The 19,670-nt window shown below is 53.5% G+C and carries 17 protein-coding genes; 9 read left to right on the forward strand and 8 right to left on the reverse strand.

The window, feature by feature from the left end:
* Window positions 1-46: 46 nt before the first annotated feature.
* The 3 genes from ispE to B2067_RS08040 are packed head-to-tail and all read right to left on the reverse strand — an operon-like array spanning window position 47 to window position 3,243.
* Entirely contained in the window at window positions 47-916 is an 870-nt protein-coding gene (gene ispE, locus B2067_RS08030; RefSeq protein ID WP_297532405.1) for a 4-(cytidine 5'-diphospho)-2-C-methyl-D-erythritol kinase, read from the reverse strand.
* Complete coding sequence (gene lolB, locus B2067_RS08035) at window positions 909-1,499, reverse strand: lipoprotein insertase outer membrane protein LolB (protein WP_076513701.1); 591 nt, start codon at window positions 1,497-1,499, stop codon at window positions 909-911. Before lolB ends, ispE begins: the two co-directional genes overlap by 8 nt.
* Before the next feature lies 1 nt (window position 1,500).
* Window positions 1,501-3,243, reverse strand: a complete 1,743-nt coding sequence (locus B2067_RS08040) for a tetratricopeptide repeat protein (RefSeq protein ID WP_297532402.1) — start codon at window positions 3,241-3,243, stop codon at window positions 1,501-1,503.
* Window positions 3,244-3,384: 141 nt separating this feature from the next.
* Here B2067_RS08040 and hemA point away from each other — a divergent pair, with 141 nt between their 5' ends.
* The 4 genes from hemA to B2067_RS08060 are packed head-to-tail and all read left to right on the forward strand — an operon-like array spanning window position 3,385 to window position 7,362.
* Window positions 3,385-4,647: a glutamyl-tRNA reductase gene (hemA, locus tag B2067_RS08045; RefSeq protein WP_068439434.1), complete on the forward strand. Its 1,263-nt coding sequence runs from the start codon at window positions 3,385-3,387 to the stop codon at window positions 4,645-4,647.
* Window positions 4,644-5,729 (forward strand): peptide chain release factor 1, encoded by a 1,086-nt coding sequence (gene prfA / locus B2067_RS08050; RefSeq protein WP_297532400.1) that lies wholly within the window; start codon window positions 4,644-4,646, stop codon window positions 5,727-5,729. Before hemA ends, prfA begins: the two co-directional genes overlap by 4 nt.
* On the forward strand, window positions 5,726-6,565 hold the full coding sequence (gene prmC / locus B2067_RS08055) for a peptide chain release factor N(5)-glutamine methyltransferase (RefSeq protein WP_297532398.1): 840 nt from the start codon (window positions 5,726-5,728) through the stop codon (window positions 6,563-6,565). The genes prfA and prmC overlap by 4 nt, the downstream gene beginning before the upstream one ends.
* Complete coding sequence (locus B2067_RS08060) at window positions 6,562-7,362, forward strand: HesA/MoeB/ThiF family protein (RefSeq protein ID WP_301388051.1); 801 nt, start codon at window positions 6,562-6,564, stop codon at window positions 7,360-7,362. The genes prmC and B2067_RS08060 overlap by 4 nt, the downstream gene beginning before the upstream one ends.
* 83 nt (window positions 7,363-7,445) lie before the next feature.
* Here B2067_RS08060 and B2067_RS08065 read toward each other — a convergent pair whose 3' ends face one another.
* Both B2067_RS08065 and B2067_RS08070 read right to left on the reverse strand, forming a co-directional pair.
* Entirely contained in the window at window positions 7,446-9,347 is a 1,902-nt protein-coding gene (locus B2067_RS08065; RefSeq protein ID WP_301388052.1) for a phytase, read from the reverse strand.
* A gap of 111 nt (window positions 9,348-9,458) precedes the next feature.
* Window positions 9,459-11,966, reverse strand: a complete 2,508-nt coding sequence (locus tag B2067_RS08070; RefSeq protein WP_301388053.1) for a TonB-dependent receptor — start codon at window positions 11,964-11,966, stop codon at window positions 9,459-9,461.
* A gap of 375 nt (window positions 11,967-12,341) precedes the next feature.
* On the opposite strand from B2067_RS08070, the gene B2067_RS08075 reads away from it, so the two are divergent.
* Window positions 12,342-13,256 carry a diguanylate cyclase domain-containing protein gene (locus B2067_RS08075; RefSeq protein ID WP_301388054.1) on the forward strand — a complete coding sequence of 305 codons (915 nt, stop codon included), beginning with the start codon at window positions 12,342-12,344 and terminating at the stop codon, window positions 13,254-13,256.
* Window positions 13,253-14,458, forward strand: coding sequence for a helix-turn-helix domain-containing protein (locus B2067_RS08080; RefSeq protein ID WP_301388055.1), 1,206 nt, complete (start codon window positions 13,253-13,255; stop codon window positions 14,456-14,458). The genes B2067_RS08075 and B2067_RS08080 overlap by 4 nt, the downstream gene beginning before the upstream one ends.
* On the opposite strand, the gene B2067_RS08085 is transcribed toward B2067_RS08080, so the two are convergent.
* The 3 genes from B2067_RS08085 to B2067_RS08095 are packed head-to-tail and all read right to left on the reverse strand — an operon-like array spanning window position 14,410 to window position 17,284.
* Window positions 14,410-14,994, reverse strand: coding sequence for a phosphoheptose isomerase (locus B2067_RS08085; RefSeq protein ID WP_068438731.1), 585 nt, complete (start codon window positions 14,992-14,994; stop codon window positions 14,410-14,412). The genes B2067_RS08080 and B2067_RS08085 overlap by 49 nt on opposite strands.
* A 50-nt stretch (window positions 14,995-15,044) precedes the next feature.
* Window positions 15,045-15,416, reverse strand: a complete 372-nt coding sequence (locus tag B2067_RS08090) for a YraN family protein (RefSeq protein WP_076513722.1) — start codon at window positions 15,414-15,416, stop codon at window positions 15,045-15,047.
* Window positions 15,417-15,442: 26 nt separating this feature from the next.
* Window positions 15,443-17,284, reverse strand: a complete 1,842-nt coding sequence (locus B2067_RS08095; RefSeq protein WP_301388057.1) for a penicillin-binding protein activator — start codon at window positions 17,282-17,284, stop codon at window positions 15,443-15,445.
* Between B2067_RS08095 and rsmI the strand changes: the two genes are divergently transcribed.
* The 3 genes from rsmI to B2067_RS08110 form a co-directional block, all read left to right on the forward strand.
* Complete coding sequence (gene rsmI / locus B2067_RS08100; RefSeq protein ID WP_301388058.1) at window positions 17,283-18,146, forward strand: 16S rRNA (cytidine(1402)-2'-O)-methyltransferase; 864 nt, start codon at window positions 17,283-17,285, stop codon at window positions 18,144-18,146. The two genes, B2067_RS08095 and rsmI, sit on opposite strands and share 2 nt — an antisense overlap.
* A gap of 341 nt (window positions 18,147-18,487) precedes the next feature.
* A complete protein-coding gene (locus B2067_RS08105; protein WP_301388060.1) occupies window positions 18,488-18,901 on the forward strand; it encodes a MarR family winged helix-turn-helix transcriptional regulator in 414 nt (137 codons plus the stop codon).
* Window positions 18,902-18,912: 11 nt separating this feature from the next.
* A partial coding sequence (locus B2067_RS08110) for a serine aminopeptidase domain-containing protein (RefSeq protein ID WP_301388063.1) occupies window positions 18,913-19,670 on the forward strand: 758 nt, incomplete at its 3' end.

Raw genomic sequence — 19,670 nt, forward strand, 5'->3', positions numbered from 1 at the left:
ACGGGATCAAAACCCGTTGCCTTACCACTTGGCGACACCCCAGCATTTAAGACGGTCTGAATAATACCTTATGCGTCGTTGAAAGGTTAGTTCCTTTCGCAACAAAGGCCACATACTCAGCCGGTAACTGGTCAGAAACCTGTCTGGCTTCTGTCTCAGAACCGAAGCTTGAAAATATGCAAGCTCCAGTGCCCGTCATCTTAGCAAAGGAAAATTTATTTAGCAAATTCAATGCTTTACCTATTTCTGGGTAGAGCATCGTGACGACTTGCTGGCAGTCATTTCTGCCCCCTTGCCTCAACGCGGTGCGAATATTAATGACCTCTGTATCCCGGGTCAAGCCCTCGTGTGAGAAAATTTTTGCAGTATTTACATGTACTTGCGGACAGACCACCAGAAACCAGGGTTCGTCGAGCTCTGGCACCGGGGTCAGGACTTCACCAACGCCTTCGGCAAAGGCCGCTTCGCCGCGGATAAATACGGGCACATCGGCGCCAAGCGCCAGCCCCATATCTGCCAGCTCATCAAGGCTCAGGTTGAGCTGCCATAGGTGGTTGAGCGCGAGCAATGTGGTCGCAGCGTCTGAGCTTCCGCCACCCAGCCCGCCTCCCATGGGCAGAATCTTCTTAAGCTGAATGTCTGCTCCGGATGTTTCGCCGGTCGCACGGGACTGCAGCAGTCTTGCCGCTTTGATTATCAGATTGTTTTCGAAAGGAACGTCATCGATGGCGGGGCTGAGAGTTAACTCGCTATCGTCGCGCACCCGGAACGACAGCTCGTCGCCATAGTCCAGAAATTGAAACAGGGTCTGCAGATTGTGGTAGCCGTCCGCCCGACGTCCGGTGATATGCAGAAACAGATTGAGCTTGGCAGGCGCAGGGAGAGTCAGCCACTTGTCGTCGTTTCGCTCAGTCATGCAGAGTCCACTCACGGATAGAAAAGGTAAAACGGAAATCGTGGCCACTCACTTTGACCAGACCCGGCAGCCAGTAGCCATTCTGATTTGAGTAGCGCTTGTAGGTGATGGTCCAGCCGTACTGTTCCATGCGTGACAGAAGGCCACTCTCGTCGTACTCAGTGTTGGCATTGCCGTTCGGACTGGCCTGGCCTTTTACCCAATAGCGGATATCAGACACCGGAAAATTCCAGCCGAGATAGAGCAACATCAGTTCTTCCGGTGATTCGGCATGACGAGGTTCGTCCCAGCCGGGAAGAGTGAGTGCAGCGGAGCGTTTATCGCCGGTCAGTCGTGTTGCTCCCTGCCCGAGTGGGCCGGCGATATACAGATCAAACTCGCGTTGATTCTGTTTCCAGTCCATGTAGCCAGTCGCGCTGTCATCGGGTGTGATAACCGACATTTTGCCGCGGACCTGCCAGTGCTGAACGTCATTAAGACTGTCTTGTAGAGCATCACTGCCTCCCTGGGGAAGAAACGAAGCACAGGCTGACATCAGCAGAATTGCGGCCGCAAGAGGCAGCCGGGTAAGAAAACGAAGCATGTTATAAATCCGACGGGTCGACACCAAGGCGTTGTAAAGTCTCATTAATGACCTCGCTCTCTGGTTCGAGTTCAAGCCCCTTTGCCCAGATGTCATAAGCAGATTCTTTATCGCCGGTAGCCCAGTACCATTCGCCCAGATGCGCCGCGATCTCGTGGTCGTTCATACGGTTCCAGGCATCAAGTAGAAGAGGGCCAGCCTCGTTCAGCTTACCCTCACGAAAGTACAGCCAACCGAGGCTATCTATGATGGCCGGATTGTCGGGCTGGAGCGCAATGGCACGTTCAATCAGAGGCTCGGCTTCATCAAACCGGTCGGTTTTATTGGCAAGGCTGTAGCCCAGTGCGTTAAGTGCTTCGGCATGATCCGGGTTCTGTTCAATGATCTGGCGCAGATCACTTTCCAGCAACGCCATATTCCCGAGTCGCTCGGCCAGCATGGCACGCGTATAGCGCAGGTTGGTGTCTTCTGGTTCGGCTTCTAAGGCGATGGAGACACTCTCGAAGGCCTCCTGCTGGCGCCCGGCTTTGATTAAAATATCCGTTTCGAGTCGTCGCAGTTGCCCTGCATATTGAGGAAATTCGGTGCTGCGCTCCTGCAGATAGCTGGTGGCCGCATCTGGCCCCTGCTCTTGATTAAGGAGTTGAGCGGCAGCCAGTTGCGCAGGCAGGAACTCGCGGCTGTCGCCAATCTGGCGGTAGTAGCTGATCGCCAGATCTGGGTCATTTTCACTGGCTGCAATGCGCCCCAGGTAATAGCTTGCTTCTGATTGTTTATCACTGCTGCTCAGCAATTCACGCAATAGCGGTTTTGCTTCACTGTAGTTTTCGAGTTCTTCCTCGAGCAGTGCCAGCGAGAGAATGATCTGGTCATCGTTGGGGTACTGTCGGTTGATGGCAGCGAAAGCATTACGTGCTTCGCGAACATCGCCTAACTGCAGGAGTATTCGAGCACGTAATACTGCGATCTGCTTGTTGTCGGGGTGATCATCCAGCAGCTTATCCAGCCAGTCGATGGCTTCATCAACACGCTGATTACGAGCCAGAATACGTGCCTTCTGAACAGCCGCCGGCAGTAGCCCCGGCTCAAGTTTCAGGGCCTGATCAATGCGCTGGATTGCAGCATCATCCTGTTCCAGGGATTGCAGCAACAATGCCTGACCGTAGACGAGGTTACCGCTTTCCGGATAGGTCATCGATAGCGCATCAAGGGCATCCAGCTGCTCACTGCGTACAATCTCATCATTCGATAATAAGGCAGCTGCGTAGAAATCAAACTGCGCCACGCCAGTCATTTCGTAAAAGCGGGCATAAAGGTCGAGGCTTTGACCAAAGTCTTTGCGGCCCAGAGCAACCTGAGCTGCTGCCTGCACTGCGCCTGGATCATCGGGCTCTACTTCCAGCCATATCTCAGAAGCTTCAGCGGCAAACCCTGCGGCGCCAATGTACTGAGCGATACGCAGAGCACGTTCCGCGACATTAGGATCGCGGGTTTTGCGGGCCTGATCGAGATAATGAAAGAGCGCAACGTCGTAACGTTGACGTTGTCCGGCCATCTCAGCAACCAGCAGTGAATACATGGTATTTGCCGGAATGGCTTTGTACTCGACAATTTTTTCCGGAAGCGCAGTAGCAGGCTCCTCGGGAGACTTTGAATTCAGTGAGGCGCAGGCCGCGGTAACAGCGGTCAGGCCCAGTGTGAGGAGCGTCCGTCCGACGCGCCAGAACTGTTCAGCGTTGGCCATGGTGTGGTTTATCAGCAGATCCGGTATGCAACTATGTCGTTATTTAGGGTTACTTGGACAGGTAAGTCAAAGATTTAGCGGGAAAATTCCTGTATGGCTGTTTATAATCGCGGCTTTTGGGCGAGGAACTCTGGCGGCAGAATGAGTATCTGGGCATTGGGCATTAACCACAAAACCGCTCCTGTTGCTGTACGCGAACGGGTGGCGTTTGATCCTGCCGGTATGCCTGATGTATTGAAAAACCTTCGCGCCCTGGATTGTGTCTCTGAAGTCGTTGTTCTATCGACCTGTAACCGCACCGAAATATACTGCACTGCAGACGATCGCTGTCCTGATCTGATCGGCCACTGGCTGGAACAGAATCAGGAGATCGGCCGCACAGACCTTGAAGCCTCTCTTTATTCTCTCGAAAACGACGACGCGGTATCGCACACCATGCGCGTGGCCAGTGGTCTGGATTCGCTGGTACTCGGCGAACCACAGATTCTGGGCCAGATGAAATCGGCGTTTGCTGTGGCTCAGGAGGCCGGTACGGTCGGGTCTGAGCTGGGCCGTCTTTTCCGTCAGACGTTCTCTATCGCCAAGCGTGTCCGTACTGATACTGCCATCGGCCAGAATCCGGTGTCAGTCGCTTTTGCGGCTGTTCGTATGGCGCAGCATATCTTCGCGGATATGAAAAATAGCCGTGCTTTGCTGATTGGTGCAGGGGAAACCATTGAGCTGGTTGCCCGACATCTTCGCCAGGCGGGTGTTGAGCACCTGACTCTGGCAAATCGTACTCTGGCGCGCGCACAGACGCTGGCGCAGGAGTTTCATGCAGAAGCCGTGTTACTGGAAGATATCCCCGTGGTGCTTCCGGATGCGGACATCGTGATTTCATCGACGGCCAGCCCACTGCCGATCCTTGGCAAAGGGATGGTTGAGAAGGCGCTGAAAAAGCGCCGTCACAAGCCCATGTTTATGGTCGATATTGCAGTACCACGCGATATTGAAGCAGAAGTGGGTGAGCTCTCTGACGTTTACCTCTACAGCGTTGATGATCTCAGGGACATCATTGAAGAAAATGTCCGTTCGAGAGAGGATGCTGCTCAGCAGGCGGAAGAGCTGATTGAAGCTGGCGTTGAGCATTACATGCGCGAGCTGAAAGCGCTCGATGCCGTCAGCACTCTCACTGACGTGCGTAGCTACGTTGAAACATTACGGGATGAGCAGCTTGAGAAAGCTCTGAAGCAGATTCAGAACGGCGGAGATCCCGAAAAAGTTCTGCGTACCTTTGCTCACACGTTCGGCAATAAAATGCTGCATAAACCCATGACGGCCCTGCGCCGTGCTGGCGCCGAAGGGCGTCGTGAAGTTCTCGACTGGAGTCGCGAACTGTTCGATCTGGATAACTCAAACGAATGAAACCTTCGATACTGCAAAAACTGGAAAGCCTCAGAGACCGCTACGAAGAGGTTGGACACCTGTTGTCTGACCCTGACGTGATTAGCGATCAGGATAAATTCCGTAATCTTTCCAAGGAATATGCAGAGCTGGAAGAAGTCGCCAAAGCGTATTCAGATTATGAACAGGCAGTCTCTGATCAGGAAGAAGCGGAAGTACTGGCCAGTGATGATGACCCCGATATGCGGGCCATGGGACAGGAAGAGCTTGATTCCGCCAAGGTCGCGATTGCAGATCTGGAATCCAGAATTGAAATTCTGTTGTTGCCAAAAGACCCGGATGACGGCCGCAATGTGATTGTCGAAATCCGCGCGGGTACCGGCGGCGATGAAGCCGCAATTTTCTCCGGTGACCTCTACCGTATGTACACCCGCTTTGCTGAAACCCAGGGGTGGCGTACAGAAATGATGAGCGCCAACGAAGGCGAGCACGGTGGTTTTAAAGAGGTGATCGTGCGTATCAGTGGTACCGATGTGTATTCACGTCTGAAGTTCGAATCCGGCGCTCATCGTGTCCAGCGTGTTCCAGAAACCGAAAGCCAGGGGCGCATTCATACCTCGGCCTGTACCGTTGCTGTGATGCCCGAAGTCGAAAGCGAAGATGAAGTAGACATCAATAAGAACGATCTGCGGATTGATACCTTCCGGGCCTCCGGCGCGGGCGGTCAGCACGTCAACAAAACCGACTCCGCTATCCGTATTACGCACTTGCCAACTGGCGTTGTGGTTGAGTGTCAGGATGAACGTTCGCAGCATAAGAATAAGGCCAAAGCCATGGCTATGCTGGCGACCCGCCTACGCGACGCCCAGCGCATTGCCGCTCAGGCAGAGCAGGCCGCCACCCGTAAATCCCTGGTCGGCTCGGGCGATCGCTCGGAGCGTATCCGTACCTACAACTATCCTCAGGGCCGGGTTACCGACCACCGCATTAATCTGACCCTCTACAAGCTGGATGAAATCGTACAGGGCGATCTGTCACCAGTGATTGAACCTCTGATTCACGAGCATCAGGCCAATCTGCTGGCTGAAATGGCGGGGCAGTGAGCAGCGTTAGCGACTGGCTGGCTCGGGCTCAGACTTCATTGACCGACAGTGAGTCCCCTCGTGCGGATGCAGAACTGCTGCTGATGCATGTGTTGGATGTGAATCGCGCCTGGCTTTATACATGGCCAGAAAAGTCGCTGACAGAGTCGCAGCAAGACTCGCTCAACAAATTATTAGCCCGCCGTATTGAGGGGCATCCCATAGCGCATCTTACGGGTGTCAGAGAGTTCTGGTCCTTACCGCTCAGAGTTGCACCTTCGACACTTATCCCAAGGCCGGATACAGAAACTCTGATCGAATGGGTTCTGGATCTTGATCTGCCAGATGCCGCAAGGGCTATTGATCTTGGGACCGGCACAGGCGCGATTTCGCTGGCCATTAAAAGTGAATATCCCGCCTGGTCTGTCGAAGCCGTGGAGTTTGATGTCGATGCCTATGCGCTGGCGCAGAGCAACGCCTCGCGTCTGGAGCTTGATATCCATCTGATTCATGGCAGCTGGTTTGAGCGCGTCAACGGCCACTTCGATCTGATTGTCTCAAACCCGCCCTATATTGATCCTGACGATAACCATCTCGCTGAGGGCGATGTGCGCTTTGAGCCAGCATCGGCACTGGTGGCTGAGCAGTCAGGGCTGGCGGATCTGTTTCATATTATTGATCACGCGCCTGATTATCTGAAACCTGACGGCTGGTTGTTGCTGGAACATGGGTATGATCAGGCTCAGGCGGTATGTGACTACTTACGTCAAAGAGGCTTCGTGAATGTACAGAACCGCTGTGATCTGGGCGGCAATCCTAGGGTCAGCGGTGGGCGAATGCCGGGAGTGCCTGAATGAAGGACGATCAACTGCTTCGTTATAGCCGCCATATTCTGCTCCCTGAGGTAGATATCGAGGGGCAGGAAGCCATTTCCCGAGCGGCGGTTGTAGTCATAGGGCTGGGTGGTCTCGGATCGCCCGTGGCGCTTTATCTGGCGGCATCCGGAGTTGGACATCTGATTCTGGTAGACGACGATCAGGTTGAGGTTTCAAACCTGCAGCGGCAGGTGATTCATGACACGGCCTCAGTGGGGATGAGCAAGGTAGCGTCTGCGGCGCAGCGCTGTCAGGCGGTTAATCCGGACGTTAAGATATCCTGCTATGTTCAGCGTGCTGACTCTGAGTGGTTGACGCGACAGGACTGGTTGAACTCAGAGAACAAGTTATACGGGCAGGGTAGCTCAGATGACGGTCTGACGGTCATCGTCGACTGTTCAGATAACGCCGCGATTCGTTACGCGATCAACGATGTCTGCCTGCAGAAGCGCATCCCCTGGGTATCTGGGGCCGCCGTTGCTTTGAATGGCCAGGTCGCTGTGTTTGACCCGCGCCAGCAAGGTGCGCCCTGTTACCGGTGCCTGTATCCATCCTTGAAAGACGACACTCTTACCTGCTCGGAAAACGGAATTCTCTCTCCAGTAGTCGGTGTCATAGGTACGACTCAGGTGGTTGAGGCGTTGCGCCTGATCGTCGGCTTTGGTTCTCCACAGCACGGTTATCTCCGAACATATGATGCCGGCACAGGGGACTGGCAGCGCTGGAAAGTGCCAGCTCGTCAGACCTGTTCGTGCCAGAGCGACTATTACTCCGGCTGAGCTGACGAGGCCGCTACTACAGAGCTACTACAGAGCTAGTTGAGAGCTACTACAGAGCTACTACTTAGTAGCGGCTACGACCATCAGAGTTTGAGTTCGCGCGCGATGTCTGACCAGCTCACCAGCTTGTAATTCTGGTTCTCCGCAGGCATTACATTCCGGCCATCCTGAACGACCAGCAAACCATCCGGATAGTTACTTCCGAGGGCTGCTGAGGTTACGTCGAGTCCGTCGGTTTCCGATGCTCCATCAATTCCCGCGGCGGCGTTCATTGCGATGTTAAACCGGCCAACATACTCATAAGGCGCTTCACTTGAATAAAGCACGTAGCTGTCGTCGCCCTGACTACTGACCACCAGATAACTTGTTTCGGTACCGTGATAAATGGACATGCCTTCGACATCGGCAACGAGGTTGTCATCGACTTCAATGATCAACTTCGGGTCTGGTGCATTATCTGCAGAGATGGATGTCAGCCAGACCCCGGCTGCCTCTTCGCCGACAAAAAGGCGATTGTTTTTATCATCGGCAACGCAGCCTTCTGGTTGAGAAGGAAGAGCGAACTCCCTTATCCGCTTCGCTGACCAGATGTCGTTTTCAGTAATGATTTTATACTGCTCGTAGCGACCGTCCTGATCATTAATAAAGACGTAAGTGCCCTGATTGGTCTGAGCCATGCACAGGCCGTAGACATCATCCAGTTGGGTTTTTATATCACTCACCCAGGAAACGTGCCCTGAAGTCTGATCGATGGCAAACAGGCTGATGGCGCTCAGGTCCCGGTGACTGGCGGCGGCGATATCAACGACCTTGCCGGCAAGTTCCTGATTGTAACGGACATCAACGTTGTTCAGACGTCCATTGTCCAGCCTCTGTTTCAGCTTACCCGTTAAGTCGTATACATCCAGGCCATACTGTTTATCGGTGCCCAGAATCAGGCTGGCTTCTGCACCATTGCTGTTTACCCAGATAGCCGGATCATCTGCGGCGTCACCGGCAGAAATAACGCGCGATGTTTCAGCGGTTGGTGTGACCGAGTGCGTTACCGGGACGTCAATAGGTGAAATACCAGTCAGTGGAAGAATGCCTTGATAAAGCTCACCTGATGCATCGTCAAACGCTGAAAAATGCACCTCTTCACCGGAGGTCCAGGCGCGGAAAGTTTCGATTTCAAAACCATCATTCAGTACCCACTGCTTTGGTACAGTGTGTTGAGATGCAGCGGCGCTGGCGGGCCCGATTGTGTAGCTACTGATATAGCGTTCGCCGGTGCTGGCAACGATCAATTGATTTCCAACGAGGGATAACGCGCCTGCATTTTCCGGAAGCTTTCCATAGGGCGCGACCAGGTCGACGGCTGTGCGCGAATACGGTGCTTCGGCAGAAGCGGCATATGCCCAGACGCCGATGCTCTCTTCACTGACGTAAAGCGTATTAAGATCATCACTGACGACGCAATTTTCTGTTTCTGGCGGCAGTGGTAGCGTGCGGATTTCTGTCAGTACATTTTTATTGTCGATATCCAATACGTACTGACGTGCGAGATGGTCGTCGCCGAGAATAAAAAGCTGTGTGGTCTGATTATCGGGCTGGTAAAGGCACAGCCCCTCAACCGCAAAAGATAATGGCTGGGATGAAACGGTCTGCTGTTTACCGAGATGATGAGCGACCAGAATTTTAGCACTGTCGTTGACAGTGACTACCAGGTCACCGCGCTGGTCGCCATACTCCGCGCGAAAGTTACCTGTGAGGCTTTTATTACCGAGCGTCAGTCCGTTGTTGCTGGTGGTGAGAATCCAGCTCTGCGAGTGTAACTGCCAACCGGTTTCCGATGTGATGCCTGTCGTGTGAACCTCCAGGCTAGAGGGGGTAGAAGCTGAAATATTATCGGGTGACTCTGAGTAACTCGCACATCCGCTTATAAACGCAGAGCTTATTGCGGTGGCTGTAAAAAGCATTTTCAGCTTAGTTTGATGTGCTTTCATGGTGTATCCGTATCAGGTATTCGGGAGACAGGTACCGGCCTGCATCAGCTTGGGCCGGCACCTGCTTTTGCGTCATTGCTGACGCAGTGACAAACGATCGGTGATCAGGAATCAGAAATTAGTGAAGCGAACGCCCAGACGATAGGTCGGGCCGTAGTCTTCGTACTGAGCGTTGTAGCGCTCTTTGTTCTGATAGCTGTAGTAAGGCTCGTCAGTCAGGTTGGCGATCTCAAAGGTCACTTTGAGATTGTCCGTCGCGTTGTATGCTGCGTTCAGATCCATCTGGGTCTGACTGCTCTGATAAACGTCTGAGAGGTCGTTCTCCAGGCTATTCACTTCGGCCAGATATTCTGACTTGTAGTTGGTCGCCAGGCGTACGCTATAAACATCGTTCTCGTAGCCCACAATGAAGTTACCGGTAACGTCAGACTGGTTCGGCAGTTGAATATCACGCTCGGTCAGTTCGCCATCAACAAAGCCGCTGACGGTGGCATCACTGGAGGTGAAGGTTGCGTTCGCGCTCATCAGCAGGCCGTTAAACGGCGCAGGCAGGCTGCTGAACTGATGGGAAAATACCAGCTCAAGACCTTTCAGTTCAGCATCGTCACCGTTCTGGAAGGTAATAACTTCGTCGTAGTCTTCATAGCCCGTAGAACCTGCGATATCTGATTCATAGATAAAGTTGCTGATGTCTTTATAGAACAGGGCTGCAGAAACGACGCTGGTTGATCCCATGTAGTGAGAAATACCCAGATCAAAGTTGGCTGATTCAAGCGCGTCCAGTTCTGGGTTACCCATTTCAGCTTCTTCGCCGTCGTCCGTGAAATTAGGACTCATCTGTTCAAAGGTCGGGCGCACGACGGCATTGGTCCACGCGGCACGCATCTGGGTTGAACGGTTGATGTTCCAGCGCGTCAGGAGTGCCGGTAGCGTATGGCTGTAGTCGTTGTCGGTTTCGGTGCGGATCAGCTCATCGTCTGCGGTCAGAGCGTTGCCTTTCAGCTCGGTGTCGGTCATCTCATGGCGGACACCTGCGATCACATGCAGGTCATTGGTCACATCCATGCTGCCCATCAGGTAAGCGGCTGTGATGTTTTCGTTGATGCTGTAATCGGCGAGGGTGGACTCTTCTTCGTCGTAGGCTGCATCGCGATCAAGGCCTGACATCAGGTTACGAACAGAGTCTTTGTTGATACCCGGTCCAAACTGCCCCAAAGAGTAATCCCGATCGCCTTCTGCATAATCGGTCATGCTGGTGGATGCAGTGCCGAAGTCTTCGTAAATCCAGACGTCACCGTCCTGAGTTTTACGACGTTTTACCGATTTCGCGCCGCCCTTAATGGTGGCGAAACGTTCGTTGATCAGCAGATCGCGGCTGATGTCGAGTTGAGCCTGACGCTGGATGTCTTCAGTCAAATTACTCTCAGATTCAATTTCTGTGAGCTCGAACTGCGCAGGGTCATAGAAAGCGGCTGGGCCACTGACGACAGGGCGTCGACTGTTACCGAATGACAGGCCAGTAATGTCATCGCTGCTTTCAAATACGGCGCCCGCGATGCCGTCTGGCTCGTCTTCTGAGGCCTTACTGACCCCCAGCTTATATTCAACGATCCAGTCACCGATGAAATGCTCACCGCCTACAACGGAAGACATAATGGTCTGTGTTTCTTCCCGGTCTTTAAGCTCACGGGCCACCGCGCCATCAATTTCGGTACCTGCAGTTACGCCTTCGGAGAACTCACTGACAATTGCCAGACGTTGTTCTTCATCGGAAAAACGGCTGTAGAGATTGTTCATATAAAAGCGGTGATCTTTGTTCAGTTCCAGCTCAAGGTTCAGTGCGGCACCGACACGTTCGCGATTAATGCTGTACTCACGCATCTCTATTTCATCCAGTACCGCAGGGTCTTCTTCAAGATCCCAGCCGCCACCGGTTTCAACGTTATCCGAGCCAAAGTCGCGGTCATCCCAGCTAAGTGCCAGAGCAACACCTAAGCGTTTTTCACCGTCCAGCTCAAAGGCATTGCCTGCCGAGACAGCCAGAGACGGGTTGGTATTTTCGCTTTGCTCATCGTAAGCCGCTTCCGCTTTTGCTGTGGCAAAGGCGCCTTCTTTATCGAGGGCAGAAATACTTTTAATGTCGACGGTACCGCCAATGGCATTGGCGTCCATATCTGGGGTAAGCGTCTTAGTCACAGTGAGCGAGCTGAGCAAAGTCGACGGAATAACATCGAGTGCAACAGCGCGGCTGCCAGCTTCTGGCGCAGGTACCTGAACACCGTTCACTGTTACCGCATTCAGTTCAGCGCCGACACCGCGGATGCGGACGAAGCGGCCTTCGCCCTGGTCACGTTCAATAGAAAGGCCAGGAATACGCTGCAATGCTTCAGCGGCGTTAGCATCAGGGAGTTCACCAATGGCATCGGCATCGACAGCACTGATGGTGTTATCGGCAAAGCGCTCGCGCTCCAGTGCACGCTGCATACGTGCTGCCTGACCAACAACGACAATTTCGTCATCAGCATTTTTTTCTGTCGTTGATGGATTCTGATCAGCCAATGCCTGGCCAGAACTGAGAAGTGCGATTGCTGCTACCAGCGGCACCGTGCGAAATGTCATGAGATTGCTCCGTTCATGATTTTTTTGAGTTGTGCATGAGTTGGGCAGACCCTAAAAATGAAATGTGACAGTGACGTGACGGAATACGTCCCGCGCTTGATGTATGCCTCGGAAATGGACTGTTTTAGTACGCGATTGAGCTGTTATGACCAGCGCGAATAATGATCCAGTGAGCTGCAATGGCTGGATTTGAGTGGGTATGTCGCTATTACCTGATGCTCAGAACTACTATTTTTCGATTCAGACGCATTCTGAGTGAGCTGATCTGACCCCCGACGTTTTGTCATATTGTTCTGGCAAACTACCCCGTCTGTTTTAGCGTCTTTTAAAGATCTTTCCAGCGTCTCTAATGGCGGGCTATTCCGGGAGTTATTAATGAATTCACTGCTGCGATTACATACCCGAAAATTATTTCTTGTTGGTTCTATGGCATTGCTTCTGACCGGTTTATCGGCTGGCTTGGGTGCGCCCAAAGGCATGGCTGCGATTGACTGGGTGGATGTTGTGGGCGAGGGATCGACCGCGCTGGCATTGGTTATCTGGTTACTAATGGTACTACGCAGTCGCCCGGCTGGGCGCGTGACGAATCTTCTGACGCTCGGACTGGGGTTTATGTTTCTGGCGATGTGGCAGGATACGTTGGATGAGTTCTTCGCGTTGGCCGGCACTCAGGCATGGGAGAGTGCAGTGGAATCCGTACTCATGCCGATAGGATTAGGGCTGCTGACGTACGGTTTGTGGCACTGGCATAAAGAGCAATTAAGCATTCGTACACAGTTACTGAAACGTGAGCAGGTTTTCCGGGATCATCTCTGGTTAGATGGTCTTAGCCAGGTTGCTCGTTTCGAGCAGATTGAAGCGACACTGGCATCCGACTGGGCAGATGAGCAGGCACATCAGGTCGCTCTGATCGTCGAGTTGCATGACTTTAACCAGTTCGAGCGACGTTATGGTTATCGTGAGGCGGACCGCCTGTTGCGTGAGACCGGTGAGTATCTGATCCTGAACCTGCGCCAGAAGGATCTTATCTGCCGGGTTGCAAGAGACCGCCTCGTTATTCTGATGCCCCATACCCGCCCCTCTGAGGCCCGCGATCTGGCGGTTAACCTGCGCACAGCCGTCGAACATTTCTGTTTTCACTTATCCGGTTCAGACCAGAGGGTCGAACAGGTGTTAGATGTCGGTATCGGTGTCCGACAGCCAATGGATGATCCGCAGTCCCTGGTTAAACGCGCAACGGATGCATTGCAGAGTGCGGCTGCAGGAAATGGCATGAGTCTGGTGTCATGAGGCCGACCATCATTCATCAGAACAAAGAGCCCGGAGCTCATACACGTAGAGGCGGTTGGCTTACGGCTGAAGACAAGTATCTTCAGGCCTGTTACCCCATGGCTCAGCTTCTGGATCTGGCGCTGGCGTCGGATGTGCCTCAGCACAAGTTGCTTCGTGGTACAGGTATCTTCGTTGAAGACCTTGCCTCACAAGCGCATATGAATGGCGGTGTCCGGTTCAATGTACGGCAACTGGCGGTTCTTGCGGACAACATTGCCCACTACCTGCCTCAGGATGAAATAGCATCGCGCTGGGGAGCTCGTCTTTGGCCAGGCTACGCGGGTTCTTTCAGTCAGGCGCTGGCGACGGCAACGGATCTGGGCGATTTTTTGCAGATGCTTTGTGAGTTCAGACACTGGCTGGCCCCCGGACTTGTGCCATGCATGAGTCAATATAATGGTTATCGGATACTTCATTGGCAGAATGTCTTCGGGTTGAGCACACGCGCAGAGAAGTTGTTGAGCGAAGCTTATATGACGGCACTGGTTTCTGTGACCCGCGAGCAGTGTCAGGAAAACAATTCTGGGTGGATCTGCTGCCCAGGGCCGTATGATGCAGCACAACTGCGGCGTATGCGTGTTTATTGCGGGGAGGAGACCACTGCTGGCGCAGGAGGATGCTTTATGGCGATCCCGGAGGCTTTCTTATCGCTTCCCTGGGCCGCTGGATCTCCACGGATTCGTGATATGGCGATCGCTCAGGCGAAAACACTGATGACGGGTATTCCGGCAGAGTCGTTTGCGGAGCGGGTCGCCAGTTATCTCTCCGGAAGGTTTCCTGAGCTTCCGTCTTTGTCGGAGACGGCCAGTTACTTCGGAATCAGCAGCGCGACTCTTAAGCGTTATCTGGCGGTCGATGGGATGCGATATCAGCAAGTCGGGGATCAGATCCGTTTGAGATACAGCCTCGAGCTGATGCACTTTGAGGGTGGGAGTAACGAAGATATTGCTGATGCGCTGCGGCTGGGAGATGGAGCTAATTTCCGCCGGAGTTTCCGTCGCTGGACTGGGATATTACCGAGTGAAGCAAGGGAGGCGCTGAGCGGCAGATTACCCCCGCTCAATGTTGAACGTGACTCTAGCTATTCTTCACCCAGTTATTCTTCAGCCAGTTATTCTTCACCGAAGAGCGCGCAATCGATCAGATCGCACAGGCAGTGAATCACGACCAGGTGAACTTCCTGAATGCGGGCTGTGACATCACTCGGTACCCGGATCTCTACATCTTCAGCGGTCAGCAGTGACGTCATATGACCGCCATCTTTCCCTGAGAGAGCAACGACCACCATATCGCGTTCATGCGCGGCCTGAATCGCCTGCACTACGTTGCTTGAGTTACCACTGGTTGAGATAGCCAGCAGTACATCGCCGGGATTGCCCAGAGCACGAATCTGTTTGCTGAAGACTTCGTTGTAGCTGTAGTCGTTAGCGATTGAGGTAATCGTGGATGGATCAGTCGTCAGCGCAATGGCCGGAAGGCTGGGACGTTCACGCTCGAACCGGTTCAGAAGTTCAGAAGAGAAGTGCTGTGCGTCACCCGCAGAACCACCATTACCGCAGGTAAGAATTTTTCCGCCACTGATTAGTGCATTAACCATCATCTGTGATGCATGCTCGATATAGGGTGGCAGCTCTTCAGCGGCGAGTGTTTTGGTTTCGATGCTGGCGCCGAAGTGGCCGATAATACGATCTTGCACAGACTAACTCCCGAATAAACCTGTCGCCATCATAAAGAAAAAGACGCATTTCAGAAAGCGTCAGATATCCACTCAAATATTACGGGGTTACCGCTGGCGGAGATAACATCAAAGCGGCAGTCAGGCTCGTGGTTTCCGTAATGCTTCTGGAGGTAATGCAAGGCAGCCCGGCGTAGGCGCCGTTGTTTCTGGTAGGTGACTGTCTCAGCACCTGAGCCATGCTCTTCGGACTGGCGATAGCGCACTTCAATAAAAACCAGAACCTCACCATCCCGCATGATCAGGTCGATTTCGCCACCTTTGATCAGGTAGTTACGGGTGACCTTCCTAAGTCCTTTCTTTTGCAGAAATTTCTCTGCTTCGAGTTCCACCGCAGTGCCTTTGCCCCGCGTTGTGGAACGCGTTTCTGAGTTAAACCACATAAGCCCTCCATGGCGTATGGTCAGAATCAGTCGTCGGTGGTTCCCGGACCTCTGCTCTCAGACAGTTTTACCGGTTTACCGCTACGGAAACGTGTGCAGTCGGTACTACGATGAATGCGTCGAGCATTATCCAGCGTCAGAGCACCGGTATTGCCATAAATACGGCTTTCAGGGAAAGCCTCAAGCTGTTTAACACGGGCGACCAGACGGAAGGCATCGGCACCCATCGCATACAGTCGGGTGAATCCGCCTTGACCACCTGTAACATCGTCGACTTCAGCTTTCAGTGAGGTGTCGTGCAGTAACCAGGGAACATCGCAGAAATAGATGCCATTAAGGTCGCGGTCCTTACGTACATCAACTTCACCTGAGAACACATGGGACGTTGCGTAGACAGGCAGGTCACCGGCGAAATTAAAGGCAAGTGTCGGTTTAATCTGACGCGCCTGTTCTGGCAACGCGACCAGGAACAGCCAGTCGGCGTCCTGGCGGCGACGAGGTTCAAACTCTACCGGTTCACGCATCAGGCTGCGTACCGTGCGGTAACGATTCTTACTGCTGTCGACATTCAACAGGCGGCTGATCGCTGGGTTGTAGTCCTGCGCGCGGCGAGGATACTGAAGTGTTTCTTCGATTTCTCCACCGAGCTCCAGCCAGCGCGTTTCAAACGCGGCATAAATACGTTCGCCCCAACTGCCTTCAGGAATCATCACCAGAGCGCGGCGATGACCGTCCTGCCAGGCTTTTTCAGCAATCTGAATAGCCTCATCTTCGGCAGCAAGACCAAACTGAAACAGCTCAGGTGGCAGAGTCGAGAATGGCGTTGCATGTTTGCTGCCGTAGTTCAGGGCAAGTGTTGGCAGGGGTAGGGTTGCGCGTTCTTCAAGCTGCTGCACATCCTGCTTATCAAGCGGGCCAACCAACCATTGGCTACCTGATTGAATCGCCTGCGCGTAGGCCTGATCGACGGACTCCATACTGGTTGCGTCGATGATAGTGACCGCAGGTGCAGGGTAACCCTTACCCAGGGTTTCGTAGTATGCGGCCATAAAGCCGTCGCGGATGGCTTTGCCTGAGCTGGCGAGTGCGCCACTCAAGGGCAATAACAGTGCGACACGCTGTGGACGTGATGCCGCCATATCTTCGAGAAGTGCCAGAGCGCCGGGAAGCTGGAATGAGGCTGGATGGTCCGGGTTCATAAATTGCCACTCTTTAACACCAGCAAGTTGCTCATCGAGTGTCAGCTGGTGGTCGCGACTGATCGCTGCCAGAGTCAGCCAGGCTCCAAAACGTGTATCCGGGGCATTTTCAGCACGCTGCTGAAGTTCTTCAGGCGCCAGGCGCTGGAGGTCGTCCCAGAGCTGGTTGTAATTCTCTGTCTGCTTTTCACCTTCGAGCACAGCTGATATGAAGTCCCGTTCGCGGGCGGCAGCGAGGAACTCGCCGTCGGCCTCAAGGATCTGCGCAGATATCAGAGTCGCGCGGTATTCCTGCTGTTGGCTGGCGTAATTCTGCAGCATTTCGAACTGCTGCAATTGATAGGCCGCGGCCTCGATGTTCATGGCGCCAATCTGGCTTTCTGCCATCAGCAGGTGCCACTCTGCGCGAGCCGCTGGCGACAAGCTGCTGACATCCAGTTGTTGCAATTGCTGGCTGGCGTTGCCAAACTCGCCCGACTCGGCCATCTGGCGCACAGCCCGCAGTTGTTGCTCTACCTCCGGGCGGATTTCTGCGCCGGTGGTAGTCGTTTCATCCGGGGTCGTTGCACACCCCGACAGGCCCGCTGCCAGAGTGGCAACAGTCAAAGCTGGAAGCAGGAATTGCGACCAGGTTTTCAGCAAGCGTTTTTCAGATACGGTGTCCCGCATGATTTCTCATCCGACCAAAGCTCAGAGTGGCGTTCTGTACGTCGTCGCCACCCCGATTGGTAATCTGGCAGACCTCAGCGAGCGCGCTGTCAGCGTGCTGACTGATGTCGATGTAGTAGCCTGCGAGGATACCAGACATACACAGAAATTACTGCAACACCTGGGGCTGCGCAAAGTGATGATGTCGGTCCATGATCACAATGAGCGGGACCGTATTTCTCAGATAGCCCAGCACCTTACCGACGGTCGTTCGATGGCATTGGTATCGGATGCGGGAACACCACTTATCTCAGATCCGGGTTACCCTCTTGTTCAGGCACTGCGCGAACAGGGCTTCAGCGTGACGCCTGTCCCTGGCCCCAGTGCTCTGATCACGGCCTTGAGTGCCGCGGGACTACCGACCGATCGTTTTCTTTTTGAGGGCTTTCTGCCGCACAAGGCAGGCGGTCGTCGTGAACGTCTGGAACCTCTGGTGAATGAGACGGCCACTCTGGTGTTTTACGAATCCAAGCACCGCATTCTCGAAACACTGACCCTGATGGCTGAAGCGTTCGGCGAAGACCGTGCGGCTTGTGTCGCACGTGAACTCACCAAAACGTACGAGAGTTTTTATCACGGCACTCTCCATACTGTTCGTGAGCAGCTGCTGGCCGATGACGATCAGACCAAGGGAGAGTTTGTTGTCATGGTGGGAGGGAACCCAGAGCCTGCGACAGCAACGGCGTTCGACACTGACAAACTTTTCCGCCTGCTTCTTGCAGAGTTACCACCTAAAAAAGCTGCTGCCGTTATCGCAGAGCTGACGGGCGAGAACAAAAAAGCGCTTTACCAGCGGGCTCTTGAGATTCAGGGCAAGGCCTGAGCCTGCCGGTACTGGGGTATCTGCTGCTGGGGTATCTTTTGATCACTGGTCTTTGCACAATCAGGATAACGTTTGTTCAGGGTTTGTGGGTACCATCACAAACAGGGTCATGAATTGCTCACGCTCGCCCCTGCTGAAAGAGGAAGCCAGTTGTCCGGTCGTTAACTTTACGACGACGGTGTCTCGTTGAGTATCAGTAGCAGATATTCTGCTCTCATCATTTAGTCAAAGGGCCTGCGGGCCCTTTTTTTATGGCTGTACTTTGCCTTTGTGCGATTGTTTACATGTAAACTAAATGATGTTTATATGTGAACTAGTTTGCTGGTTTGAGATAAATGATCATGGATAAACGACTCTTTTTCCTGATGAATATGGCGCAGAAGAAGTTGTTCCGCTTTATGGATCAGGCGTGCGAGAAAGAACTTGAGGCGTCTATGACTCAGATGGCGGCGTTGATGGTGATTGCCAGCAAGCAAGACTGTCAGCAGAAAGACGTCGCGCAAACACTGGAACTGAATAAATCTGCGATTACGGGTCTGGTTTCCCGTATGGAAAAAAACGGTCTTCTGGCGCGAGCCTCGTCGACAGAGGATGCGCGTGCCGTGGTGCTCAGAGTCACCCCTGATGGCCAGGACAAGTTAAAGCGGCTCCAGCCGATGATCGCGACGATGAACGATATTTTTTCGGATGAGTTCAGTGAAGAAGAGATGCTGACCATTCTTCGTTTCTTAAATTTTATTATGGCCAGGTTCTGATGGAGGCAACAGTGATTGATCAGGTGAAAGAAAAGAGCGCGGAAAAGCAGGCTGGCAGCGATCCAGAAATCGTGAAAGTACCGACTCCCGCTGGTCACAGCATTACCGCCCGTGTTTTCAGGGCGGCTGCGAGTGATGTGAAAGGCGTATGTGTTATTGCTCCTGCAACAGGGGTGGCGCAGTACCTGTACGATGACTTTGCTCATTGGCTGACTCTTCAGGGGTTTGAGGTCGTGACCTACGATTACGATGGAATCGGGCTCTCAATCCAGTCTCATGTGAAGCACAGCCGCAGTGACAAATTGAGCTGGGCAAACAATGACAGTGTCGCTTTACTGGAGTTTGTTAAGGCGAGATTTCCGGAGCTGCCATTGACCTGGATCGGTCACAGCGTTGGCACGCATATTCTTGGTATGATGCCGTCAACAAAAGGCATTGATCGTGCGATCTCTGTCGGCGCGGGTACAGGCACATGGTGGATGAATGCAGCGCCTACTAAGCGTGTTGCCTGGTTTCTCTGGTATGGGCTGGTGCCCGCGACGGTGCCGCTATTAGGCTATTTCCCTGGCAACCGACTCAAGGTGATATGTGACCTGCCGAAGGGCGTCATTATGCAATGGCGACGCTGGTGTCTGAATGGCGACTACTGTATTGGCGTCGAAGGTGACTGGTTACGCCAGCGATTTGCCGGGGTTACCTGTCCGATCAGCTGCGTCGCCTTTACCGATGACGATATGATGTCGATGGCGAACGTCGATAAGCTGCACAG

This window comes from Thalassolituus sp. UBA2590, from assembly GCF_002339775.1.
Lineage (GTDB): Bacteria > Pseudomonadota > Gammaproteobacteria > Pseudomonadales > Oceanobacteraceae > Thalassolituus.